Origin of the sequence: Desulfobacula sp. (assembly GCF_014237455.1) — a bacterium.
Classification (GTDB): domain Bacteria; phylum Desulfobacterota; class Desulfobacteria; order Desulfobacterales; family Desulfobacteraceae; genus Desulfobacula.
Genome location: NZ_JABZFL010000013.1, coordinates 1 through 26,559, shown reverse-complemented (window position 1 = coordinate 26,559; position 26,559 = coordinate 1). Strand labels below are relative to the sequence as shown.

Below are 26,559 nucleotides of genomic sequence, written 5' to 3'. Positions count from 1 at the left end.
GACAATCCACTCCTATATAATTCATCAGGGTATCTCCTTTCTGGGTTGGGATTATTTTTTTTAAGCAAAAAATAATAACATATTCCAACCTGGGAGGGATACCCGTTGTTCCATAGTCTTAGTGGCGCGATACAAATAAATTTTCAAAAGACAATTTAAATATATGGATAAAAAATTCTGGTCAGATTCTTTGAAAAATCTTTTAAAAAGAAACGGTCAGGGTCAAAGAGCCGATGATTTGGTCCTGTTTCTGGCTTACAAACTGTTTGGTCCGGTAAACATGCCGATAGGTAAATTTATACCGGTCAAAATTCAGGGCCAGTCCAGCTGAAAGATCACCTAGAAGTTTTCCTTTTTCAACACTGGGACTGTCTTTAAATGTATTGCCATCAAGAAAAATATCATGGCCGACAACTTCGAGCTGTGACCCTGCAAACAGGTGGATACCGAAAGGTCGCCTGCCTGTTGTAGGCCGGTTGAGCGCAGGTGTGCTGACCCCGGCTCCAGCCCGGATAACGTCAGATCCGAAATCTTCGGGCAGGTGATATCCAAATCGAATTTCACCGCCAGTATTACCGGAAATCCTGACATTGCCCAGAGTGATACCGGCATGACCGATGAGATCATAATCAAAGGTATTCAACACATGGTCCCTGTAGATACGCCATTTGCGCTGCCAGGAAAACCGAACAGCCGGTTCATTGTGCAGCTGGTTATCCCATCCTTTGGCTGTGGGAATATCCCGTATATCATGAACGGTATTCTGGGCAAATTCAGCATATGCTCCAGGTCCGACAATTCCCACAACAATTTCAAGCGTATCAAGAATTGAATCGGTTTTGCTGTGCAGGGCAAGTCCTCCAAAAAAAAAACCGGCATATGGACGGTCATTACTTTGTAAAGTGGTTGCCTGGATATCAGAAGGGGTGTAAATATGCTGACCGAGCAAAATGCCGACATTGTGGATACTGTTGGGTGTCTGGGAAAACGGGATGACCCGGATCACCGGGATGGTCCAGTCCGGCAGGCGTACATCATCTTTATATTGTTTCAAATCATTGGAAAGCCAGGTGAGTTGAACCGCATTGGTATAGTATTTGTCTGTATTACCGAAAAGATCGTTTTCAAAAAAAATCTGAAGGGTTTGCAGTTGTGAGGGGACTTTAGACTGTGCACTCGTCGAAAAGGGTAAAATCATGATAAACAGGCTGACAAAAATGAATCGCACAGCCACAGTTTTATGTGTCTTCACGGATGCCACTTTACTGCAAGCATTGTGATATCATCACTCTGGGGGGCATTTCCGATAAATAAAAACAGATCTGTTTTTATGATCTCCAAAAAAGCCTCTGTAGCACCATCAAAGCCCTTATTAATGATATTTTCCAATCTGGATCGTGTATAAAAAACTCTTGTTTCTGATCGTGCTTCCGTCACCCCGTCTGTATAACCAAAAAGCATATCACCTGTTTTAAGCTGGATGGTTTCAATTCCGTATATTGCCCCCTGAATCGGCCCTAGCGCGGGTCCGGTAGTTTTAAGAGACTGCTTTATTCCATTTTCCCCGACAACTAAAACCGGCTCATGTCCAGCATTGATATAAAACACCTTACCCGTTAACAGATCAATAATACCGAAAAACAGTGTCACAAACATGCCCTCTTCACAATGTTCTTTTGCAATATATTCATTGGTCAGAAAAACAGCTTTTAAGGCATCTTCTGGTAAAAAGTTTTCCCTGAGATGGGTAGCGTTATCAAAACCGTTGCCAGTATCGAACAACCCTGAAAAAATGCGAAGAAGGCTTCGGGTCAATGCCATGAAAAGCGCAGATCCGACCCCCTTGTCACTGACATCCCCGATAACAAAGCCGATATGATTATCAGGCAGTTCAAACATATCATAAAAATCACCAGACAATTGCAAGGCAGAATGGAAATATGATGAGACATCACAATTTTTAACTTCTGGCAGATAGCGAGGCAAAAAATCTTTTTGAATTTTTTTACCTTTCTCCAACTCGTCATTAAGTGCCTTGGAATATTTTTCTATAGATTGTTTGGCATTTTCAAGTAAAATTTTTGACTGTTCAAGTTTTCTATATAACTTGGCATTTTCTATGGCTATCGCCATTTGATTGGCAGCCTGTTGGGTAATGACTACAGAGGCCTGATCAAAATGTGAAGGTAAAGAATGCATCAAGGTAATAATACCAAATAAAGTATCATGTCGAAGAATGGGCACCGCTAAAGCAGAGCGTACAATATAGGATTGTTTTGCAAGGGTCAGCCATCTGGCATCTGTCTTTGCATCGGCTACAAGTCCCACTGAAAGATTTTTTTTCACCCATCCGGCAAGACCCTTATCTATGACTTTGCCGATCAGACTGGATCGTTTTTCTCCCCTTATCTGGTCTCGGGTGAGAATACTATCTGTTACCACACCACTCTTGTCCAATAAAAACAGACTGCCCTTTTCTGCACCTGAAAGTTGAGCCGCAATTTCCAGAGCATTTTGCATGGTTACATTCAACACCTGTTCTTCTTTTGAAGATCGTGCCATGTTAATGAATATTTCAAACAGTCTGTTTTGGGCATCGTGAACTTTCTTTTCACGCTTAAGAGCAGTAATCTCTTTTTGAAGTCGTTCTAACTCCATTGGCATTCCTTGCTGTTCTCAACATATTTATGTTAAATTTTTAAAAAGCCGCTGGAAACTTCATCTGTTTTAAAATGAACTCTTGAAGTATGTCAAGCATATAAACAGATATCTGGAGCGCCTGGTTCCCTTCCCTTTTCCTGCCTGTTTTAAATTAAAATGTTAGAAGATTTTCAAAGTTTTGTAAATCTTCTAACATTTTTTCGAAAAACTTCTAAGAATTTATTCACCATACTGAATAACAAAAAAATGCTGTCCATATTAACTGATTGTTTTTAAAGACGAATCGCACCCTCCCTTCCCTTGGCATGGTTTCTGCTATCTAACAATATGGATTTTTAACGATAATTTAAGCTTCGAGTGGAAGGTAAATCCAAAGCTTAGGAAAAATAAAAAGGAATAATACTAATGACTCTTCAAACTAAATTTTCTAAAGGGGAGTTTGTCATACTTGCCGAAATGAACACTCCTAAGGGAGTTGACATATCAAATCTTGTGACAAATGTGAGGCATCTTAAATCACGAATAGATGCTGTTGTGATTCCTGATATGGATAATGGCGTCATGCACATGAGTGCTTTGGCCGGTGGGGCGATCATTCGGCAGCAGGGGTTCGAGCCGATGATCCATATTTATGGACGTGACCGCAACCGGATGGCCTTACAGGGGGATATGCTGGCTGCCCATGTTCTTGGAATTCATAATTTGCTGATTGTTCAGGGAGAAAATATTGCCCATGGTGATCATCAGAATGCAAAGCCGGTTGATGATCTCAATGAATTGGATTTGCTGGTTATGGTTCACTCTCTTCTGAAAGGAACAGACCTTGCCGGTTTTGAATTAAAAGGAAAGCCTGAATTTTTCACAGGGTGCCAGGTTGAACCCATTCAGGATGATGAGCATCTTGAAGAAGAATTTAAAACCGCTAAAGCAAAAGTAGATGCAGGTGCACAATATATAATAGTTCCACCTGTTTTTGATATCGCCTACTACACTCAGATTTTAAATAAATTCAAATCATTGAATGTGCCGGTGATTGCCACGGTTTTCATGTTAAAAAATGTTGGTATGGCCCGCTACATCTCCATTAATGACCCTAGTTCAAAATTGTCTGAATCATTGATCAGCCGGATCCGGAAATCAAAGGACCGGGAAACCGAATGTATCCGTATTGCCGGAGAAATGATCAAAGAACTCAAGGGCGAGATCCAGGGGATAAAAATTTCTGCTTCGGGCTGGGAAGACCGTTTGCCGGCAATTCTGGACTGTGCAGGACTTTAACGTAAATTAATCCATTTTATTATCTGTGTGAACAAATATTACAGGTGATGGATACCCATAAATAAAAACAGGTTACAAATGCAAAAGCTTAAAAATATTCAAGAGAATAAATCAAACGGCAGGAGCGTACTTGTTATTGGTGGTGGTGTCGGAGGAATTCGAGCAGCGTTGGATTTAGCTGAATCCCGCAGAAATGTTATACTTATTGATAAATCATATTCTATTGGCGGGTTGATGACCCAGCTGGATAGAACTTTTCCAACCAATAATTGTGATTTATGTACGGTATCTCCCCACTTATCCGAAAATACAAGACAAATTCATCTAGATTTAAAACCCATGACCCAACTTGAGCAATTAACCGGTGAAACAGGCAATTTTGAAGCCACACTTGTTACTGAGCCAAGATATATTGATATTGACAAATGCACCGCGTGTGGAGAGTGCCATAAACATTTCCCTGAAGCGGTTCGATTTACCCCCGGGCTTGATCCACGTGCACCGACCTGTATGCGGTATCCCCAGGCAACACCCTATGCTTTTTCCATTGATATGGAAAAAGTGGGGGATATTGAGGCATTGCAGAAGGTCTGCAAGGCAGATGCGATTATACCGGATGACATGCAAAAGAAAATCACAGTTGAAGCGGCATCTGTTGTGTTAAGCGTTGGTGCAGAATTATTTGATCCTGCGGTCTTGGACAATTTTGGCAGTGGACAATTTGATAATGTTGTCACCGGTTTGGAATATGAACGGATTATGTCAGCCTCCGGTCCTTTCCAGGGTGATCTTGTACGGGTATCGGATAAAAAACAGCCCAAAAAAGTGGCATGGATTCAGTGTGTCGGATCAAGGGGGATTAATAAAGCGGATGTGCCCTATTGCTCCGGAGTTTGCTGTATGTACGCTTTGAAAGAAGCGATTGTGACAAAAGAACGCTTTGCCGAAAGTATTGAAACCACCATCTTTTATATGGATATGCGGACCTATGGCAAGGATTATGAGCTATATCTTAACCGGGCGAAAAATGATTATGGGGTCAAGATGATCCGCAGTCGTCCTCATTCCATTATTGAAAACAGCGAAACTAAAAATCTTTCCATTACCTATGCCGTGGAAGAAGAAGCCCTTCAGAAAACCGAAGATTTTGATATGGTTGTGTTGTCAACCGGATTCAGGATTCCTGAAACGACCATTGATCTTGCCAATCGACTGGGTATTGAATTAAATCCACACAATTTTGCAAAAACAGATCATTTTAACCCGGTGGTAACGTCAAAACCCGGGGTCTATGTCTGCGGTGTGGTTGAAAGTCCGAAAGATATCCCTGAAACAATGGTTCAAGCAAGTGCTGCTGCAAGTATGGCAGCATCCGATCTTCCCGCAATAATGGATGTGCCTGAGAGTGAAAATGATTTTATGCCGGAACGGGATGTTTCAGGAGAAGAACCGAAGATTGGCGTTTTCATCTGTGACTGTGGATTGGAGATCGGCGGTGTAGTCGATGTTGACAAGATGGTGGAATTTTCCGGAACAATGCCCCATGTTGTTGTATCCCAAGCCGTCGGATACGGTTGCAGCAGTGATTCCATGGCGATGATTGAAGCATCGATCAAAACCAATAATTTAAACCGGGTAGTTATTGGCGGGTGTTCACCCAGAACCCATGAGACCAAATTTCAGGATCTGGTGCGCCGGGCAGGATTAAATAAATATCTGGTGGAAATCGTTAACTTAAGGGATCAGAACACATGGGCTCATATGGGGCAGCCCAGAGAAGCATTAGATAAGGCCTTTAAACTTCTTGGGATCGGTATCAGTGGCGTTTGCAAAAGTCGTCCATTGATGGATCAGACTCTGCCCATGAATCAGAATGCACTGGTTGTGGGTGGCGGTGTCACTGGAATGACGGCGGCACTTCAACTGGCTGGCCAGGGCATTAAAGTTTACCTTGTGGAAAGATCCCCGGCTCTTGGTGGATTGGCAAAGTCCATCCGAAAAACAATAGAAGGCGATGATGTGAGGCCGTTCATGAATCAATTGATAGATGATGTGTCTGCCAATGAAAACATTCAGGTGTTGACAAGGTCTATTATTGTTGATCATTCCGGAATACCGGGACGGTTTAAAACCGGCATCCAGACAGGCCCAAGAATGAACTATATGCAACTGGATCACGGGGTGACCATCCTTGCCACAGGGGCATTACCAAATCGTCCTGACGTCTATGGCCTGGGAACCCACAACAGTATTGTAACCCAGCTTGAACTTGAAGCATTGATTGAAAATGATCCGAAAAAAATAAAAGCCATGAACCAGGTGGTCATGATTCAGTGTGCCGGCTCAAGAGAACCTGATAATCCCAATTGTTCAAGAATCTGCTGCCAGACGGCCATAAAGAATGCCCTGCGTATTCATGCCATTGATCCTGACATACAGATTTTTATTTTATACAGAGATATTCGTACCTATGGTTTTCAAGAAGATTATTACAGAGAAGCCCGGAACCTGGGTGTAAATTTTATCAAATTTTCCTTAGACAACAAACCAGAGGTCTGGGTTGAAAATGACCGGATATCTGTTTTTGTGGATGATGTTATCCTTGGCAGAAAGATTCAAATTGAAACGGATTATCTTGCCTTGAGTACAGGGATGATTGCAGATGATGAGACCACGGAAGATCTGTCCATGATGTTTCATTTGCCGAGAACTTCGGATCATTATTTTCTTGAGGATCATGTGAAGCTTCGACCTGTTGACATGTCTGTCAGAGGATTTTTTATAGCCGGAACAACGCATTCGCCTAAAACAATCCGAGAGAGTATTACCCAGGCCTATGCGGCAGCAGGACGGGCACAAACCCTGCTTGCCAAAAAAGAAATTAACCTGGGTGCGGCCGTTGCCAAAGTGGATAGTTCCAAATGTGCCGCCTGTCTGATCTGTATTCGTGCCTGTCCTTTCAGTATTCCGTTTATTAACGAAGATGGGTATTCATATATTGATCCGGCCAAATGCCAGGGATGCGGTATCTGTGCAGCTGATTGTCCAGCAAAGGCAATTCAATTACTTGCCTTTGAAGATGATCAGATTATGGCCAAATTAGACGGTTTATTCGGAGGGTTGAACTAATGAAAAATTTTGAACCGGAAATTGTCGCATTTTGTTGCCATTATTGTGCATATACGGCAGCTGATATGGCGGGCAGCAAACGGATATCCTATCCGTCAAATGTAAAAATAATTCGGATACCCTGCACGGGTAAGGTGGATGCCATTCATATCATGAAAGCCCTTGAAAAAGGGGCAGATGGTGTTTATGTGGCCGGATGCCTTGAAGGGGACTGTCATTTTAAAAATGGAAATACCCGGGCAAGATACAGGGTGGAACATGTACAAAAATACCTGGAAGAGTTAGGATGGGAACCCGAACGAGTGGCAATGATTAATATGTCGGCTGGAATGGGTGAATTTTTTGCCCGTACTGCGCTGGAATTCACTCAAAAAATTAAACAACTGGGACCCAATCCCATTAAAATAATCAACACAGATAAAAATCAAAAGGCAGTCAGCTGACAAATTTAAATTTTCGGAGACAAGAATTATGATAACAGCAGAGCAAAAACCTTTAAATGAAATCATAGAATATATAACCCCCTATGACCGGATTCTTCTGGTGGGTTGTAATGAATGCGTGACCGTATGTGCAGCCGGTGGAAGAAAAGAAGTCGGGCTTTTGGCATCAGCCCTTAACCTGCATTTTCTAAAACAGGGCAGGACCATTGATATTACGGAACTTACACTTGAAAGACAATGTGACCCTGAATATGTGGAAGAACTCGTGTCTGAAATTGACAGAGCAGATGCCATCCTTTCCATGGCCTGCGGATGCGGTGTACAGACCATTGCAGAAAGGTATAAGGAAAAACCTGTGTTTCCTGCCGTAAATACAAAATTTATGGGAGCTTCGGAATCCCAGGGAATCTGGGCGGAAAGATGCCGGGGATGCGGGGACTGCTTGCTGGGTATCACCGGTGGTATCTGTCCGGTGGCAAGATGTTCCAAACAGCTGCTCAACGGCCCCTGCGGCGGGACTTCCAACGGCATGTGTGAAATTTCTCCGGATGTTGAATGTGCCTGGTGTTTAATCTGGGAAAGATTAAAGGCCCTTGGAATGGAGAAACGGTATGAAGAAATTATGGAAGCAAAAGACTTTCGACCAGCCGGAGGCGGCGGGCCTAGAAAAATAATCAGGGAGGATTTGTCATTATGAAGACTGAAAGCAAACTGGAAAAAGTATTGGCATCAGGAGCCCTTGCAGTGACCTCTGAAGTCGGTCCTCCCCGCGGTGCAATTCCTGAAAAGGTAAAAGAAAAGGCCAGTCTTATTAAAGATCATGTTGATGCTATTAATGTAACAGACAATCAGACCGCCATGGTGAGAATGTCCAGTTGGGCAGCCGGTGTGATTATCAAACAGATGGGATTGGATCCCATTTTGCAGATGGTTACCAGGGACCGGAATCGCCTGGCCATACAAAGCGATATTATTGGTGCCTATTCCATGGGTATCAACACCATGATGTGTCTGTCGGGAGATCATGTGAAATTCGGTGATCATCCCATGGCCAATGGTGTCTTTGACCTTGATTCTATCCAACTGGTGCAGACGGTTAAAAAAATGCGGGACGAAGGTAAATTCCAGGGCGGCGCAGATATTAAATCCCCACCAAAAATGTTTATCGGGGCTGCAGCCAATCCGTTTGCCGATCCGTTTGAACTCAGGGTGATGCGGCTGGCTAAAAAAATGAAAGCAGGGGCTGATTTTATCCAGACCCAGTGCATTTTCAATCTGGATAAATTTGAAAAATATATGGAAATGGTGTGTGACAGAGGTCTTGATGAACAAATTCATATCCTTGCCGGGATCACCCCCATGAAATCAGCCGGTATGGCAAGATATATGAAAAACAAAGTGCCGGGCATGGACGTACCTGATGAAGTTATCAAACGCATGGAAGCAGTCCCCAAGGAAGAACAACCCGAGGAGGGAATAAAGATAGCTATTGAATCCATTGAAAGGTTAAAAGAAGTAAAGGGTGTCCATGGATTTCATATAATGGCCATTGAATGGGAAGAAAAGGTTCCCCAAATTGTAGAAAAAGCGGGATTGTTCCCTAGACCTGTGCTATAGAAATAAAAAAATAGTCCATAAGACAATAAGAAAGGAATGAAAACAATGAGTGAAAAACAACTTATTTTGGTCGTAGATGATGATCCCGACCTGGTAGAGGCTGTTTCCATGAAACTAGAATCTCTGGAGTATAGAGTTGCCAAGGCCTATGACGGCGAAGAAGCCATGGAAAAAATAAAAGAAGAGAAACCCGCCCTTGTTATCCTTGACGTCATGATGCCAAGGAAAAACGGTTGGGAAGCATGTGATGAAATTAAAAACAATGATGATCTTAAGGACATTATTATTGTCATGTTGACGGCTGTGGCTGATTCAGTAAAAACAACCAGTTATACGCATCATGATGGCAAAACAACCCTGGCAGACGATTATATCGCAAAACCCATTGATCTGGATAAACTAATGGAAATCGTTCAGGATCATTGCAAATAGCATTATGGAAAAATTATATGGCGGGAGAGTGTCTTTTATCTTCCCCGCCATTTTGAATATACAATGCTGCAGAATTTTCCAGATTTTGGAATGACGGAACAAGTAAAAATAAATGGGATTCGTCTGAACAAAAATTATGCTCAGGTAACCCATGCCTATACTGACAGGCAGAATCAGTCCTGTGTACCACTCTACCAGGCCCTGGCATCCAACGGGATTAACCTGGTATCCATGTCCTTGAGTACCATCGATAATAAATCCTTTGTTTCAGGAACTATTGCTTCAAAACATTTCAAACAGGTATCTTGTCAGAACGAATATTGGAATTGTCATACAAATGTTTGTACCATATCCATATATCCCCACCATTACCGGTTGCAACCATTGGGGGTTCTCCTATATCTTCTGGGAAGACAGAAGGTGCCGTTTCAGTGTCTGATTTCTTCAAATGCAATGTTGACATTTGTTGTTGCTCAAACCGATTGTGATGCTGTTATTGATATTCTTTCTAAAAACTTTGATCTGCCCGAATCCCATGTTCCGTTTGAGCAGAAGGAGAATGAAGAGCTGACTCAATTTTTGAAGAAAAAATATCCTGAAACCCGTGCAACCTATGTGGAAAAGAGAATAAAAACCTATGGGATTACGCTGGAGTCTGACTTGCATCTTTGGTCTTATCTTTTTTCTTTTGACCAGCTGGCTGAATACGGACAAGAGATTCAATCCCGAAAAGATAAAAAAGATAAATTTTTCTTTGTATCCGCGGTTATGGCAACACCTGCGCAAACACACCTGTTTTTAGTGACAAAAAAATCGCCGGGTATTCCTGCCCCTCAAGCCTGTGCCGCAGAACTGATCAGTTTTCACGGCCCTCATTTCGGTGACAGGCACAGTATTATCAGCAGGGCTTTGAATTGTCTGTCGGAAAAATCAATCCGCGTTTTGCAGACAGGCTGTACAGGTGCCAGTATTGGAATTATCCTGCCTGAAGGCAAGGGAAAAGAGGCGAAAAGGGCTTTGAAGGACGTATTTGAAATACCATGATCAGATCAATGCAAAATAGTGGGAAAGAGATAGGAATCGCATGAAAAAATATTTAGACCTATCAGTGGATGAAATGTATTGGCGGCTCAGAATATTTGATTCCCTCTCATTTCCCAGCGTTATTATTTCTCCTGATAAAACCCTGGTGGGTGCCAATAGAAAATTTTATGAGACCTTTAATCTCTCCTTTAAAGAAATTTTTGGGAAAAAATGTTTTCATATGTTTTTATATAAAGATACTCCCTGTAATTCAGACCAGTGTACTATCTCCAAAGTCATAAAAGATAAAAAAAGTCACAGTTTTACAATAAAGCATCATTATCGATGGGAGGAGAGGGTTTTTTCCCCTATTTTTGATGAAACCGGGGATGTGGCTTATGTGATTAGCAGTATAAGGGATATTACCCGGACCAAATCCCTTGAAAACCAGCTGCATGGCGTGAAAGAATTTATCAGCCGGGTCATTCACTCTTCTGCAAGCGCTATTGTTGCCGCAGACCGACAGGGCAATATCAATTTAATGAATTCAGTGGCAAAAGAATTGTTTGGTGACAAATATGGCAGGGACGGCAGAATAAAGCATACAGAACAATTATATCGACCGGGTAAAGCCAAAGAAATAATGAAAATGCTTCGGGATGAGAAGATCGGGGGGAAGGGAAAGCTTTTGATTCCACGGATGATCATTGTCACTTCTCATGGCAAAGAAATTGAAGTCGAGATGTCTGCCGCTATCATCTACGATGAAAAAGGCAATGAATCTGCCACAATGGCGATTTATAATGATTTAAGAGATAAGAGTAAGGTTGAAAAAGAGCTGAAACTGACCCAGAGACAGCTTGCACAATCTGAAAAAATGGCGTCTCTCGGCCAGCTTGCTGCCGGGGTTGCCCACGAAATCAATAATCCACTGACAGGGATACTGTTTTATGCAAGCCTCCTTCTGGAACGGAGCGATATTGACGAGAGTATGCGTGAAGATCTTGGATATGTTCTTGAAGATGCCAACCGGTGTAAGGAGATTGTTAAAAACCTGCTGGCATATAGCCGTAGCTCAGGATCTGAAAAAAAGACAATTCAATTCAATGAAATTCTCGAACAGAGTTTGACTTTGCTCAGGGACCAAAAAAAATTCAGGAATATAAAAATTAAAAAATATTTGTCCGATGAAATGATGCTCATTAATGCAGATACCAATAAACTCAACCAGGTTTTGATTAACCTGGTGATCAATGCTGCAGATGCCATGGACGGTGCCGGTACAATAACTTTGACGACATATAAGGAGAAATCCCTTGGAAAAGTTTTTTTAGAAATTAAAGATAAGGGGAAAGGCATACCCCATAAGGATTTACCTAAAATATTTGATCCTTTTTTTACAACAAAAGAGGTGGGGAAAAGTACAGGACTCGGCCTGAGCATTGTTTACGGTATTATTGAAGAACACGGGGCGAGAATCTCTGTCAAAAAAACAGGATCAAAGGGGACAACCTTTATCCTTGAATTTCCTATGTATTTTGCCTCGGGAAAAGGGCTGTCTTTGTGTAAACCAGAACCAATTAACGGTGATATGTGAAAGATAATAACAATGAATAATAGTCGTAAGGATTCCTTAAAAACGAGTGTAAAAGATGTTTTTTTTCAGCCGCGGGTTCTGGTCGTGGATGATGAAGTGCGGATTCAGAAAGCCTGCCACAGGTTGCTGAACGAAGAAGGCTGTGATGTTGAAGTGGCAGAAAACGGTATCAAAGGGTTAAAGATGATTGAAGAAAAACATTTTGATATCATTTTGCTGGACTTAATGATGCCGGGAATGTCCGGGCTGGAAGTTCTGACAGATGTCAAAGCCCGTCATCCTGATACGGTTGTAATCGTGATTACCGGTTATGCAACCCTTGAGCATTCTATTGAAACGATGAAAAAAGGCGCCTTTGATTTTTTAGCAAAACCCTTTTCTCCCCAGGAATTAAGGATTGTTATCAGCAAAGCGATTGAATTTATCCGGACACTTCAGGATATTGCAACGGAAAAATCCCGGATGAGGGTCATGATCAACACCTTGAGCAATGGAGTATTAACAACAGATAACCAGAAACGGATTGCATTGGCAAATCCGGCATTCTTAAAAATGATCGGGTGTAAAAAAACATCTATTATCGGGCATAACGTGTCTGAGTTTATAAATGATTCCAGGTTGCTGGATATGATAGATCAGGCTATTCATCAGCCGAAGGATATATTTGTAGAAATTACCGATGATATCACCATGTCCTCTCCAAAAGGGAAAGACGATATGATCATTGGCGTCAGATGTATCCCGTTTCGAGACCGCCTTAAAAGAAATTTAGGCTCTGTCACTGTTTTCCATGATATTACTGCCCTGAAAAAAATCGATCAGTTAAAATCAAATTTTGTCTCCATGGTTGCTCATGAAATTAAAAGTCCATTGAACTCTATTCTCATGCAGTTAAATGTTGTACTTGATGGACTGGCAGGAGAACTGACAGAAAAACAAAAAGAGATACTGCAAAAAAGCTCTGATCGAATCAAGTCACTAACCGCTCTTTCAACTGATCTCCTGGATATTTCCAAAATTGAATCGGGATTGATTAACCAGGAAAGAGAAGAATTGGATCTGATTGAACTTATAAAAGATCAGGTTGTGTTTTACCGGGACAAAGCAAGCTCCAAATCTATTCAATTAATAATAAAAAAGACCCAAAAAGAGATTCGGATGATGGGAAACCGGACAAATATAGAAGAAGTACTTTCTAATTTAATATCCAACGCGATCCGATACAGCCCAAATGGCGGGAAAATTACGGTATGGGCAAATGAAAAGAGTGATTGTGCGGTAATAAATGTTTCTGATACCGGTCTTGGGATTCCTGCAAAAGATCTGGACCATATTTTTGATAGATTTTTTCGTGTGAAGAATGAAACAACAAGACATATTAACGGAACAGGCCTTGGGCTTTCGATAGTGAAAAGCATTGTTGAAACACATCACGGAAGCATTGAAGTGGAAAGTGAGGTAGACAAAGGCACCTGCTTTTCCATCCATTTTCCAAAATCAGAATACAAAATTTAATCCTGTTGTTTCAGTAAATTTTTAGCAGATTTATGAAAGACAGCCCGTTGCCCAAACACAGGTAACGGGCTGTTGGTATTCAACAAATATTAAACCTGTTCCAAATACCTGGGAGACCAGCGTATTTTATCCACAAGGATATTCAGCCGCTCAGGGTCATTATTGTGTTTAAATTTTGAGAAAGCACAATCTTTTTGAGTAACACCGGCCTTAATGGCTTCTGCACCTACTTTTTTGGCAACTTCCAGAGAGACCTCTCTCAGTTGATCCAGAGGGGGAAACAGGATGCCATCATTCAGTTCTTTTTCTTTGACAAATTCAGCAATTGCATGGGCTGCCGCAGAAAAAAAGGTTGGCAACACTTCACTGGCACCGGATGCCACAACACCAAGACCGACCCCCGGGAAGACAAAGGAATTGTTCATCTGACCTATTCTATAGTCTTTGCCGTTATGATTGACGGGATCAAAAGGAGATCCTGTAGAGACAAGGGCTTTGCCATCAGTCCATTGATAGATATCCTTGGGAAGGGCTTCTGCCTTTGCCGTGGGGTTGCTCAGTGGCAGGATAACCGGTCTGTCCGTATTTTCGCATACTGCCTCAACAATTTCTTTTGTAAAACATCCGGGCTGCCCTGAAGTACCGATCAATACGGTCACTTTTTCATTTTTAATCACGTTCAAAAGGGTGTTGTCTTCAGGGCTTTTCAGCCAGGCAAATATTTTTGGATCTTTTGCAAGTTTCGTTTTATACGGTTCAAGCTCTCTGTCAGAGGTGACAAGCCCTTTTGAATCAAGGGTAAATATTCTGGCTTCAGCATTTTTTCTATCCAGGCCCTGTTCAACAAGTTCTGTCTCAATCTGTTCCGCAATGCCGATACCGCCTGCACCGGCGCCATGGACCAGATACACCTGATCGGTCATTTTTTCTTTTTTTACTTTCATTGCAGCAAGAATACCAGCCAGGGCCACGGCACCGGTTCCCTGGATATCATCATTAAAAGAAATCAATTCCTTGAGATATTTATCCCGGACGTTAAAAGCCGTCTGTTTTGAAAAATCCTCCCACTGGCACAGGGAATGGGGAAAATTCTTTTTAAAAGCTATTACAAATTTTTCGATGAAGTCATAATATTCTTCGCCCTTGAGACGTTTGTGCCGCCAGCCCAGATAGCCCGGGTCATTTAAGAGCTCTTCATTGTCCGTTCCCACATCAAGGGATATGGGAAGGCAGTGCCAGGGAGCAAGTCCAGCGCCCTGGGTATAGAGCATCAGTTTTCCGAGACAAATGGGAATACCGCCGGCGCCCTGGTCGCCAATCCCAAGGATGCCCTGGTTATCTGTTACAACAGCGATGCCAATATCCTGATCCGTATAATGATGCAGAACGTGCTCTGCATAATCAATATTGCCAGGATAAAAATGGATACCGTTTGCTCCACGGAACAATTTCGAGTATTGCTGGCAGGCAAGACCCACTGTCGGGGTATAGATAATAGGCAGAAATTTTGTGATATCGCTTGCGATGACGGCATGGGCAAGAACCACATTCCTGTCATACAGGCTTCTGATATAAATAAATTTTTCAATATCACTTTCTTTTTCTTCAACTATCTCAAGGCTTGATCTGACTTGGTCTTCGAGGGCTTTTACCCTTGGCGGCAGATAACCGCTGAGTTTAAGTTTGCTCCTCTGCTCAATGGTAAAAGCTGTGCCTTTGCTGATATAATTGAAGCGAAGAATATCGAAACCCCTCAGGTTGATTTGTACCCCGATGGTTTCTCCAAACTCGCCAAATTTAAACTCATAATGATTGATTTCCATAAACAAAAAAAATCCCTTAAATTATAATTTTAGTAAAATATATCTATAAAAAAACAAAAAAACATATTATATCATAACTTTATAATAATAAAGGTAAAAGAAATGAATGATTAAATTTATAATAAAGGACACCCATGAAAACAACTCGATTGACTGTAACCAAAAGACCTGTAGAAACCATTGACGCAGACCTGCTTGTATATTGTGCGGCAGAGGAAAAGAATAAGGCGCCCTTATGTGATCATTTCATAAAGGATCCGGTGGAAAAGGCATTTAACCTGGAAGATTTTTCAGGTAAGGCAGAAGAACAACTCATGTTTTACCCCTCTTCCGTTAATGTGGAAGAAAACATCAAGGCTCGGCGGATCCTGGTGATGGGGATGGGCAAAATAGAAAAGGAAAAAAAAATTTCAAAAGCGTTTGACTTACTTAGAAAAATCGGGGGGAATATGGCAAAGGCGTGTGAAAAAACAAAGGCAAAAACAATAACGGTCTGCCTTCCCGCCATCCAAACCCTTGGTCCGGAAAAAACAGCAGAATGTTTTGCAGAAGGCATGCTTCTGGGGGATTACCGGTTTTTAAAATACAAGGAAATCAGCAAAAAAAAGGATGATTATGCCGGACTTAAGATGATTCGATTCGCCTGTACAAAGGCGGTTAACTCCACTCGAAAAGGAGTCAAAAAGGGGGTTGTTGCTGCCCAGGCTGCATGTGAGGCAAGGGATATGGCCAACGAGCCCGGCAACGGATGGACATCCAAAGAATTTGCCGACTATGCCAAAACCCTGGCCCGAACACATGGACTGGCATACACCTGTCTTGAAAAAAAAGATATGAAAAAACTGGGTATGGGCGGTATTCTGGCTGTCAACCAGGGCTCGGCCATCCCTCCCAGGATGGTAATCCTTGAATATAAGCCTGAAAAAAAATCCGATACCATCCTTCTTGTGGGAAAAGGCATTACATTTGATTCCGGCGGAATCAGTATAAAACCTTCATCCGGCATGGAAGAGATGAAATATGACATGTGCGGTGGTGCGGCCGTATTGGCAACCATGCAGGCTGTAGGAGAAGAAAAACCATCTGTCGGTGTTGTAGCCATCATTCCTGCCACAGATAATATGTCAGGCAGTTCCGCGGTTCGACCCGGGGATATCATCCGCCATTTCAATGGCGTCACTTCGGAAATCGTGAACACGGATGCCGAAGGCCGGATGATTCTGGCCGATGCCCTGGCTTATGGCATCAAAACCTTTACACCCGACTGCGTAGTGGATATTGCCACCCTGACCGGTGCCGTAGTCGTTGGTCTGGGTCATCACTATTCAGGGCTGATGAGCAATAATGATGAGCTGACAGACCGGCTTATTTGTGCCGGGAAAGACGCTGGTGAACCCTTATGGCGACTGCCCCTGACAAAAGAATACAAAAAACAGATTGAATCAAAGGTGGCCGACATTAAAAATGTAGGGGGTCGGTGGGGCGGTACCATTACGGCTTCGGCCTACCTGTCAAACTTTGTAGATAAAACGCCCTGGGCTCACCTGGATATTGCCGGGACAGCATGGGATTTTACAGAAAAATCCTATATTCCCAAAGGACCTTCGGGTATCGGAGTCAGAACCTTTTTAAATCTGATCCGCGACTGGAAAAAAGGAGGACTGACATAATACGACGAAAATATTCTATGCTTTGATCATTTGACGCAGCACATAGTGAAGAATTCCGCCGTTTTTAATATAATCAATTTCAATATCGGTGTTGAGCTTGACAATAACTTGAAACCTTTTTTCTTTGTCATTTTTCAAAGCTTTAACTGTTAAAAGACCGTTGGGTTGGATCTGGTTTAAATTGCTGATTTCAAAGGTTTCATCCCCTTTGAGCCCCAATGTTTCAAAGGATTCTCCTTGTTTGAAAATCAGTGGTAAAACCCCCATACCCACGAGATTGGACCGGTGTATCCGTTCAAATGATATGGCAATGACCGCCTTTATCCCCAGGAGACTGGAGCCTTTGGCTGCCCAGTCCCTTGAAGATCCGGTTCCGTATTCTTTGCCACCGAAAACCACAAGATCTGTATCTTCGTTCCAATATTTTTGGGACGCATTAAATATAAATTCCCGGGTTTTTTCAGGAAATTTAAGGGTGAAACCGCCTGTATCGGAAACAAGTTTGTTTTTTATCCTGATATTGGCAAACGTCCCTCTCATCATCACTTCATGATTCCCCCGGCGAGAGCCATAGGAATTGAACTCCCAGGGTTTTACATCATTTTCAATCAAATATTTGCCTGCAGGATAATCCACAGGAATGGCGCCTGCAGGAGAAATATGGTCTGTTGTAACTGAATCGCCCAGCACGAGAAGGGTTTTGGCACCTTTGATATCCTCAAAGTCAGGCAGATCCAGGGAAAAGTCTTTGAAAAAGGGTGGCTTCCGGATATAGGTTGAATCTTCATCAAATTTAAAAATGGTGCTTTCTTCCACTTCAAGTTCCTGCCAGAGCTTATCTCCTTTAAAAATATTGGCATATTGGTCTTTGAAGAATCTCTCGTGGACATAGGTTTCAACAAAATGATTTATTTCTTCAGCCCCAGGCCAGATGTCCTCCATAAAAACGGGCTCCCCCTTTTTTGAAATCCCAAGGGGGTCTGTTTTAAAATCAATATCAATTCTTCCGGCTATGGCATAGATCACCACAAGGATGGGTGACATTAAAAAGTTGCCTTTAACGTCCTGGTGTATTCTTGCCTCAAAGTTCCTGTTGCCTGAAAGAACAGACATGACATCCATATCATTTGTTTTAATGGATTCTTCAATAAGCGGATCAAGGGGGCCGCTGTTCCCGATACAGGTCATGCATCCAAAACCGGTATTGTTAAAGCCAAGTTCCTGAAAATAGTCCATCAGCCCGGAACCTTTCAGATAATCCAGGACGACCCTGGACCCGGGGGACAGGGAAGTTTTCACGTACCAGGGAATGGACAATCCTTTCTCAACTGCTTTTTTTGCTGCAAGCCCGGCACCGATCATGGTGTAGGGGTTGGATGTATTGGTACAGGATGTAATGGCCGCGATCACCACGCTTCCGTTGGTGAGAGGCTGGGGCATATTCTCGGGATTGATTTGCAAATCTTTTTTGTTTGCAAGGTCAAATATCTTTGTTGCCCTTTCTTTTACACCGGAAAGAGAAATCCTGTCTTGGGGTCTTGAAGGTCCTGCAACCGAAATTTCAATCAAAGAAAGATCCACGTCTATTTTTTTAGAAAATTTTATGTCATTATCGTAAAAATTGAAGAGTCCACAGGCCTTACAATAGGCTTCAACAAGGGCAGCTGTTTCCGATCGATTCGTTTTTTTAAGATATTTCAGGGTATGCTCATCAACGGGGAAAAACCCGGCTGTGGCACCATATTCCGGAGACATGTTGGAAATAGTGGCTCTGTCGGTCAACGTAAGGTTCTTTAACCCAACTCCCGTGTATTCAACAATTTTTTCAACTACATTTTCCTTGCGAAGTATATTTGTTACATAGAGGGCAATATCAGTTGAGGTAATCTGTTTTTTCGGTTTGCCGATAAAATTGACACCGACAATTTCCGGAAGGTTCATATAATATGGCTGGCCCAGCATGACGGCTTCTGCTTCAATACCGCCTACACCCCAGCCAAGAACACCCAGGGCATTGATCATGGTAGTATGGGAATCAGTGCCCACGAGGGTATCAGGGAAAGCCACAAGACCATCCTGGGTCTGTTTTGTTGAAACAACCGTGGCAAGATATTCAAGATTAATCTGGTGACAAATTCCTGATTCAGGTGGAACGACCCTGAAATTGTCAAAGCTTTTCTGGGCCCATTTTAAGAGCTGATATCTTTCTTTGTTTCGCTCATACTCTTTCTGGGCATTTAAAAAGAATGAATTTTTTTCCTTGAAATGGTCCACCTGGATGGAATGGTCAATGACCAGGTCAACAGGGACCAGGGGATTGATTTGCCTGGGATCTTTTCCTGACTCATTGACGGCATCCCTCATGGCGGCAAAGTCAACAACTGCAGGAACTCCTGTAAAATCCTGCATAAGAACTCTTGCCGGATAGAATGCAATCAGCCCGGAAGTTTGAGTGCCGGTTTCATAGAATTTTGCAGCAGAGATGATGTCTGACCATTGAATGATCTTTGAATCCATATTCCGTGCCAGGTTTTCTATCAGAACACGGGCTGCAAAGGGCAGAGATTTGATTTCTGCCAGTTTCATTTCTTCAAGTAATTTAATATTATGAACGATAAACTCCTGGCTTCCCAGGGTAAGTTTTTGTTTTAAACTATGATTGATCATTTGTTTGTTCCTAAGAATTTTTATTTTGAAAATTTTTAACCAACATAATAAAGTATTATTAAATTCAGAATAGATCAAGACACAATCAATATCATGCTAAAAATAGATCCAGCCATGGATGATAATCCTATAAATTTTTAATAATTGTTTAAAGAGTTGCGAATTAACATTGAAATTTTCAAATCTTTATGGAAGGATTAAGCGTTTGTTGTTAAAAAACGATTCAATAGATATAACAGATTCATTAAAAGGGGATCTTGAATGAAAAAAATTGATACCACCAAATTAAAAAATATTGTCGGAGGACACAACATTAAAACAGATCCGGCCGATCTCTATATATACGGGTCGGATTCTTCTGTACATCATGCCATGCCCTGGGCTATTGTCAGACCTGAGACGACCTTACAAGTCCAAAAAATCATGAAATACGCAAATGACCAAATAATTCCTGTTGTTGCCCGGGGTGGGGGTTCAGGGATGTGCGGGCAGACCGTTCCGATCCAGGGAGGAATCATCCTGGATATGAAAAAAATGAACAGAATTCTTGAAATCAACCTTGAGGATGTATATTGCAGAGTTGAGCCCGGGGTTGTTGACGATGATCTCAATCTTGCCTTAAAACAATATGGGGTATTTTATCCCCCGACACCTGCTTCCAGCAGAATTGCCACCATTGGCGGTGAAATTGCCAATAATGCCAGTGGTGTCCGGTCTGTGAAATATGGGGCAACAAGGGATGCTGTCCTTGGCATGAAAGTGGTTATGGCAAATGGAGATCTGGTCAGTCTTGGGGCTCATACAAGGGTTGAAGCCTCAGGCTATCAGCTTCATAAACTCTTGGTGGGATCCGAAGGGACGCTCGGGATTGTGGTTGAGGCCACCTTAAGCTTTGTACCCATACCGGAATTCAGATGCATGGGGGTTGCCAACTTTGACGTCCTCAAAGATGCCGGAGAAGCCATTGGTTCTATTATGGCATCAGGCGCGACTCCTTCCATGCTGGAACTGATGGACTCCGTTGCCATAAAAGCCGTCAACAAAACAATGGATCTGGGCCTTAAAGAGGTTGCAGCTGTATTGATTTTTGAAGCAGACGGTATGGTAAAAGAAGCAGTTGATTATGAAATCAATAAAATGAAAAAAATATGTGAGAAGCATAATGGCCAGGATATTCATGCCAGCTATGACCCCAAGGAAAGGGCAAAAATATTTTTGGGACGAAAAAAACTCTTTCCGGCACTCTCAAAATATGACGACAATCTCGCCAGCACAGCCCTTGCCGATGACATGGCGGTTCCCTACTCTAAAATGGCGGAAATGGCAGGCAAAATCCATGAAATAGCAGCGAAGAATAATATTATCATGACGGCCTACGGTCATTGCGGTTCAGGGTGTATGCACACCAAAATATTAATGGATACAAAAAGAAAAGACCAGTGGGACTCTGCCAAAAAGGCGATCACGCAAGTATATGACTATGTCAGGTCTGTTGGCGGGACCACCAGTGCGGAGCATGGTATCGGAATTTCCAAGGCCGAATCATTCAAGATTGAAAAATCAGATTCATTAAATCTTTCGGCCGGTATCAAAAAAGCATTTGATCCCAATAATATTCTGAACCCTGGCAAACTTGCACAGGCCCCGGAAGACTGGGTTACGGCAACCAATTTGAGATATTCTGTGAACAGCTAAAATAAAAAGGTCAATTCCATGGAAAATAAAATAAAAGAATTTAAACATCTTGAAAAATGGCAAGGCACTTTGGCAAATTGCATCAGATGCGGATACTGTTTTGAACATTGTCCCATGTTCCATCACACAGGCTGGGAATCAGACGCCCCAAGGGCAAAAATAATTACCGCTTTCGGACTGTTAGAAGGAGAAATCGAACCGTCGGAAGCTGCAGCCGATAAAATGTTTTCATGCTTTTACTGCAAACGATGTGAGGCTGCCTGTTCCTCAGGAGTTCCCTTAACTGAAATTTTCACCGATGCCAAAAAAGATCTGGTTGAAATGGGGCTGAAAGGCCCTGGGACAACCTCTATAACAGAACTGTATTGTGCCCGCTGCCTCCTTTGTGTGGGGGCCTGCCCCCATGAAGCCAGATTCTATGACGGAAAAGGAATTGCCACTGATCCAGCTAAATGCCAGGCCTGCGGTATCTGCATTGAAGTCTGTCCCGCAGGGGCGGCTAAAATTGAAAATCATTTCGGAACCGCCAAGGATGATCTTATTGAAAGGGCCTCAACTTTTTTAACGACCCACGAATCCTCAAAAGCCATTATTTTTGCCTGCAACTGGTCTTACTACCCCGAACTTCAGGCATCAGTACTGCCTGAATCCGAAACCAGAGAAAAGGCTTATGAAATCCTTGTGAACATGTGCGGCGGACGTCTTGAGGCGCATCTGTTAATGGCGCCTTTTCTTCACAATGCCTGGGGTGTTATGGCAGCCGTCTGCCCTGATGGGGAATGCCAGCATGATGGAAACCTTAGGGCTAAAAAAATAGTTGAAAGCCTTCACAATACATTTAAAAGTATTGATATTAATCCCGAAAGGGTCCGGCTCGTTCAGATCCCGGCCGGAGACAAGACATTATTCCAGGCTGAGATTGATACCTTTATGGACAAACTCAATAAAATGGGCCCGATACGCTAAAGGAGTGGTTTTATGAAGATTGATGTTCCCTATGGAAAAGACGGTTCCATGTCAGCCGTTATTGGTGACGACGTCAAGGTGAGCTTTCTTGAAGCCAATGATGTTCAAATTGGTGATGAAGACGAAAATATAAACGCTGCTATTAATAATCCCATCAACAGTAAGAATTTCAAAGAATTTTTAAGTGACGCAAAAAATGTTCTTGTCATTGTCAACGATGCCACAAGACCCACTCCCACAAAAAAAATCCTTGAATTTATCTTTGATGACTTAAAACAAACCCATTTCAATTTCATTATTGCAACGGGTGCCCACAGGGGACCATCCCAGGAAGAATATCTTCAAATTTTCGGTTCTTATTATGAACAGATAAAGGACAAAATTATTGTTCATGACGCCAGGGTTGAAGAAGACATGGTTTTTTTAGGGCAGTCTACCAATGGTACGCAGATGTATGTTAACAAGGCCGGTGTTAAGGCAGATAAAATCATTATTATTTCTTCTGTGGAACCTCATTATTTTGCCGGATATACCGGAGGAAGGAAATCTTTTTTACCGGGTATTGCAGGGTATACAACCATAGAACAAAACCATAAGCTTGCCCTTGTCCCTGAAGCAAGGGCATTAGCTCTTGACGGCAACCCGGTTCATGAAGACATGATTGATGCCATTAAAACCGTAAAACAGGACATCTTTTCCATCATGACAGTTTTAGATAAGCACCATAACGTCTATGCCACCTGTTGCGGCCATATCAATGATTCATTCCATGCTGCCATTGATCATGCCAACGAGGTCTTTGCAGCCCCCTTAAAAGAAAAAGCCGACATTGTGGTATCCGTGGTAAAATTTCCACAGGATATTGATTTATACCAGGCCCAGAAAGGCATTGATAATGCAAAACTCGCCCTGAAAAAAAAGGGTATCATGATCCTTGTGGCTAAATGCAGGTGTGGTATCGGCGGCAAGGCCTTTGCCGATCTTTTGGGTTCCAGCGATACGCCCGAAGCTGCACTTGAAACCATTGAAAAAGGATATGTTTTAGGGTATCACAAAGCGGCTAAAATGGCAGAAATCGGACTTTGGGCTCAAATGTGGGGAGTGACAGATGTAAAACCGGATGTCATTTCAAAATTGTTCATTAAGCCTTTCAGCCATCTTCAGACTGCCATTGACCTTGCTCTTAAAGAAAAGGGCAGAAACGCAAGTGTGTTGTTTCTGATGGATGGGGGACTTACCGTTCCCTTGATAAAATAGGGTAATAAGATAGGACCGGATTTTTTTGCATAATCACTTTGGGCAGCCAGGCTAACGGCTACTAAGTAAGTTATAGGTTTATTCTTTCTTCAACCCCTTAATGATTATCTTAAATGCCGTTTTTAACGTAGATTTGACAAAATCCTTTTGACTATTTAAAAGTTTTTTGGAATCAACCCATAGGACAACACCGGCATAGGATGACCATAGGATATCTGCAAGAGCCACGGGATGTTCATCAATAAAAGCACCCTGATCAATCCCTTCTTGTATAACATCAACCATGGCCCCATGAGCCATAATTGAGTGTGTTTTGATCTGCTGTAAGAATTCATCCGAAAGATTCTTAAGCGTTTCTCCGGATTGAAGGTGAAACAGATTGATTAAAATATTTGAATCATACTCATACATCTCGATAAATACATCACAAAATTTTTCGATCTTCTCTTCCACTGAAATATCCTGACCAACGACTTTTTGAATCTCATCTGCCAGATATTTCAATATTTCAATGGAAAGGGATGTATGTAATTCTTCTTTGCTCTTAAAATACAAGTACAGGGTTCCGGGACTCAGTTCTGCTTCTAACGCAATTTCTTCAATTGTTGCAGTGTTAAACCCCTTATTGGAAAAAATTTTTCGTGCAGCATCGATAATTTCTCTTTTTCTTTTCTCTTTTTCTCTTTGTTTGCGTTCGTATATGCCCATATATTCCTCATTATTTTTTGAATACGATTCATAAACTGACAGCGATTAATAAATATAAAAAAAAATGAAAAATTGCAAGAAAAAAAGAAAAAAATAAAACCTGTTTGATTTTGTAATTTAATATTCCATTTGATCATACCCGGAAATCATTCGTTTTTTTAAAAAATTAAAAACTCTTAATGATTTAAACGGTGTTTTTATGCTAATATACCACAAATGGAATAAATATATGGAGATACCTTATAATGCCAAAAACAACTTATTGGGCTGACAATTATGTCCAAAAACTGACCCATGCAGAACAAGCATTGCAACATATACAGCCTGGCCAAAGGGTGTTTATCGGCTCTTCATGCGGAGAGCCCCAACATCTTGTCAAAAAATTAGCTGATACCTCTGTCAGGTTTACGGATCTTGAAATTGTCAGATTATTGTGTATTGAAAGTGGCCCCTTGACACTGGTTGCCAACCAGTCTCATTCCCAGCAGTTTAATATCCGGTCCTTCTACCTGGGGTCGGCATCCCCGAAAAAAATTAGTCGAAACAAAAGATTTACTACGCCCATTAACCTTTCCCAGATCCCCCATTTGTTCAAATCAAGAATGATGCCCATAAATGCCGCCCTGATCCAGGCTTCCCCGCCCGACGATTTCGGATGGATGAGTTTAGGGGTATCTGTGGATATCACACTTGCTGCCTGTGAATCTGCAGATATTGTGATTTGCCAGATAAATCCGAATATGCCAAGGGTATTAGGCAGAAGCTTTATCCATGTCAATGATGTGGATCATATTGTTGAACACGAGGAAGATCTTCTAACCATACAGCCCCTTCCTGAAATTGAAACTGCCAATATTATCGCCAAACATATATCACGACTGATTGATGATGGATCTACCCTGCAAACAAACCTGGGTGTGACAAATGAAGCCATCATGCTTTGCCTGTCTGAAAAAAATGATCTGGGTGTCCATTCTCAATATTTATCTGACGGGTTGATGCGACTTTTTTCCATGGGGGTTATCACCAATAAGAAAAAAGGATTCAATGATGGAAAACTTGTGGCCGGAAGTGCCGTCGGATCACATTTTCTTTATGAATTTATTGACGACAACCCTTCCATTGAATTTCATCCATCAGATTATATCAATAACCCTACCATTATTGGCAAACACAATGCCATGGTCACTTTAAACACTGCCATGGCCATAGATTTAACAGGACAGGTTGCAGCGGATGCCCTCCCCTATAATAATTATACCGGTATCAACGGACTTCTTGATTTTACCAGGGGAGCTGCCATGTCAAAGGGCGGTAAATCCATCCTGATGATGACCGCTACATCCGATCATGGCACGAAAAGCCGAATCATCCCCAATTTATCGGATATTGCCGTGGTTGTGCCGAGAGGGGATGTTCAATTTGTTGCAACGGAATACGGTGTGGTTAATCTTTTCGGGAAAACCCTTCAGGAAAGGGCCATGGCATTGATCAGTATCGCTCATCCGAATTTCAGGGATGAACTCTTTTCAAAAGCCAAAGAATTAAATTTAATTGATGTAGACAGAAAATTCAAACAGGCCATTAAAGGAGTTTATCCTTTAAAATATGAAGAAACTGTCTCTATCAATGGAAGTGCTATTATGTTCAGACCTGCCAAACCCATTGATGAAAGAAGCATCCAGGAACACTATTATACCATGAACCGAGGGGATATCGTCTCAAGATTTTTCCACGAAAAAAAGAGTTTTGTCCATGATCAGATCGATACAACTTTTGAAATTGACTATATCAACGATTTAACTATTGTTGCCACTATTGGAGAACTGGGATTTGAAAAAATCATTGCCGTTGGTGAATATTTTCGAAATTCCATCATTAATATGGCTGAGGTTGCATTTTCCGTATCCAGGGAATACCAGGGTATGGGAATCGCACAAGCCCTTCAAGAAAAGCTGGCAAGGGCTGCTATGGACAATGAAATCAAAGGACTTGTGGCATATACCTCTTCTGAAAACAAGGGGATGATAAAACTGTTTCACAAGCTGCCTTATGCGATCAAATCAGAAAGAGAAGAT

At 42.0% G+C, this 26,559-nt stretch carries 19 protein-coding genes; 14 read left to right on the top strand and 5 right to left on the bottom strand.

Features of this window, described 5'->3' with window-relative positions; translation table 11 throughout:
* Positions 1-202 precede the first annotated feature (202 nt).
* Positions 203-1,252 (bottom strand): lipid A deacylase LpxR family protein, encoded by a 1,050-nt coding sequence (locus HGJ91_RS02405; protein ID WP_291346095.1) that lies wholly within the window; start codon positions 1,250-1,252, stop codon positions 203-205.
* A complete protein-coding gene (locus tag HGJ91_RS02400; RefSeq protein ID WP_291346094.1) occupies positions 1,249-2,658 on the bottom strand; it encodes a GAF domain-containing SpoIIE family protein phosphatase in 1,410 nt (469 codons plus the stop codon). Before HGJ91_RS02400 ends, HGJ91_RS02405 begins: the two co-directional genes overlap by 4 nt.
* A gap of 408 nt (positions 2,659-3,066) precedes the next feature.
* On the opposite strand from HGJ91_RS02400, the gene HGJ91_RS02395 reads away from it, so the two are divergent.
* From HGJ91_RS02395 to HGJ91_RS02355, 9 genes are all read left to right on the top strand, one after another.
* Entirely contained in the window at positions 3,067-3,939 is an 873-nt protein-coding gene (locus tag HGJ91_RS02395; protein ID WP_291346093.1) for a methylenetetrahydrofolate reductase, read from the top strand.
* 78 nt (positions 3,940-4,017) lie between these two features.
* Complete coding sequence (locus HGJ91_RS02390; RefSeq protein ID WP_291346092.1) at positions 4,018-7,068, top strand: FAD-dependent oxidoreductase; 3,051 nt, start codon at positions 4,018-4,020, stop codon at positions 7,066-7,068.
* On the top strand, positions 7,068-7,511 hold the full coding sequence (locus HGJ91_RS02385) for a hydrogenase iron-sulfur subunit (protein WP_291346091.1): 444 nt from the start codon (positions 7,068-7,070) through the stop codon (positions 7,509-7,511). Before HGJ91_RS02390 ends, HGJ91_RS02385 begins: the two co-directional genes overlap by 1 nt.
* Positions 7,512-7,539: 28 nt before the next feature.
* Positions 7,540-8,208 (top strand): methylenetetrahydrofolate reductase C-terminal domain-containing protein, encoded by a 669-nt coding sequence (locus HGJ91_RS02380; protein ID WP_291346090.1) that lies wholly within the window; start codon positions 7,540-7,542, stop codon positions 8,206-8,208.
* Positions 8,205-9,128, top strand: coding sequence for a methylenetetrahydrofolate reductase (locus HGJ91_RS02375; protein ID WP_291346089.1), 924 nt, complete (start codon positions 8,205-8,207; stop codon positions 9,126-9,128). The genes HGJ91_RS02380 and HGJ91_RS02375 overlap by 4 nt, the downstream gene beginning before the upstream one ends.
* 45 nt (positions 9,129-9,173) lie before the next feature.
* Entirely contained in the window at positions 9,174-9,560 is a 387-nt protein-coding gene (locus HGJ91_RS02370; protein ID WP_291346088.1) for a response regulator, read from the top strand.
* A 90-nt stretch (positions 9,561-9,650) separates the two neighbouring features.
* A complete protein-coding gene (locus HGJ91_RS02365) occupies positions 9,651-10,604 on the top strand; it encodes a hypothetical protein (protein WP_291346087.1) in 954 nt (317 codons plus the stop codon).
* 40 nt (positions 10,605-10,644) lie between these two features.
* Entirely contained in the window at positions 10,645-12,180 is a 1,536-nt protein-coding gene (locus HGJ91_RS02360) for an ATP-binding protein (protein WP_291346086.1), read from the top strand.
* Positions 12,181-12,192: 12 nt separating this feature from the next.
* Positions 12,193-13,695: an ATP-binding protein gene (locus HGJ91_RS02355; RefSeq protein ID WP_291346085.1), complete on the top strand. Its 1,503-nt coding sequence runs from the start codon at positions 12,193-12,195 to the stop codon at positions 13,693-13,695.
* Positions 13,696-13,784: 89 nt separating this feature from the next.
* Here the strand turns inward: HGJ91_RS02355 and HGJ91_RS02350 are convergent, their stop codons facing one another.
* The gene (locus HGJ91_RS02350) at positions 13,785-15,518 is read right to left on the bottom strand and encodes an NAD-dependent malic enzyme (RefSeq protein ID WP_291346084.1); all 1,734 of its coding nucleotides are present in this window, start codon (positions 15,516-15,518) and stop codon (positions 13,785-13,787) included.
* A 134-nt stretch (positions 15,519-15,652) separates the two neighbouring features.
* Here HGJ91_RS02350 and HGJ91_RS02345 point away from each other — a divergent pair, with 134 nt between their 5' ends.
* Positions 15,653-17,188: a leucyl aminopeptidase gene (locus HGJ91_RS02345; protein ID WP_291346083.1), complete on the top strand. Its 1,536-nt coding sequence runs from the start codon at positions 15,653-15,655 to the stop codon at positions 17,186-17,188.
* 15 nt (positions 17,189-17,203) lie between these two features.
* Here the strand turns inward: HGJ91_RS02345 and acnA are convergent, their stop codons facing one another.
* Positions 17,204-19,855 carry an aconitate hydratase AcnA gene (gene acnA / locus HGJ91_RS02340; RefSeq protein WP_291346082.1) on the bottom strand — a complete coding sequence of 884 codons (2,652 nt, stop codon included), beginning with the start codon at positions 19,853-19,855 and terminating at the stop codon, positions 17,204-17,206.
* A 261-nt stretch (positions 19,856-20,116) separates the two neighbouring features.
* Here acnA and HGJ91_RS02335 point away from each other — a divergent pair, with 261 nt between their 5' ends.
* Genes HGJ91_RS02335 through larA form a run of 3 tightly spaced genes read left to right on the top strand, consistent with a single transcriptional unit; the run spans position 20,117 to position 23,773 of the window.
* The gene (locus tag HGJ91_RS02335) at positions 20,117-21,550 is read left to right on the top strand and encodes an FAD-linked oxidase C-terminal domain-containing protein (RefSeq protein WP_291346081.1); all 1,434 of its coding nucleotides are present in this window, start codon (positions 20,117-20,119) and stop codon (positions 21,548-21,550) included.
* 18 nt (positions 21,551-21,568) lie between these two features.
* Complete coding sequence (locus HGJ91_RS02330) at positions 21,569-22,516, top strand: hydrogenase iron-sulfur subunit (RefSeq protein WP_291346080.1); 948 nt, start codon at positions 21,569-21,571, stop codon at positions 22,514-22,516.
* A 12-nt stretch (positions 22,517-22,528) separates the two neighbouring features.
* On the top strand, positions 22,529-23,773 hold the full coding sequence (gene larA / locus HGJ91_RS02325) for a nickel-dependent lactate racemase (protein ID WP_291346079.1): 1,245 nt from the start codon (positions 22,529-22,531) through the stop codon (positions 23,771-23,773).
* Between the two features lie 78 nt (positions 23,774-23,851).
* Here the strand turns inward: larA and HGJ91_RS02320 are convergent, their stop codons facing one another.
* Positions 23,852-24,481: a TetR/AcrR family transcriptional regulator gene (locus tag HGJ91_RS02320; RefSeq protein WP_291346078.1), complete on the bottom strand. Its 630-nt coding sequence runs from the start codon at positions 24,479-24,481 to the stop codon at positions 23,852-23,854.
* Positions 24,482-24,726: 245 nt separating this feature from the next.
* On the opposite strand from HGJ91_RS02320, the gene HGJ91_RS02315 reads away from it, so the two are divergent.
* The coding region (locus HGJ91_RS02315; protein WP_291346077.1) for a bifunctional acetyl-CoA hydrolase/transferase family protein/GNAT family N-acetyltransferase at positions 24,727-26,559 on the top strand (1,833 nt) is incomplete at its 3' end.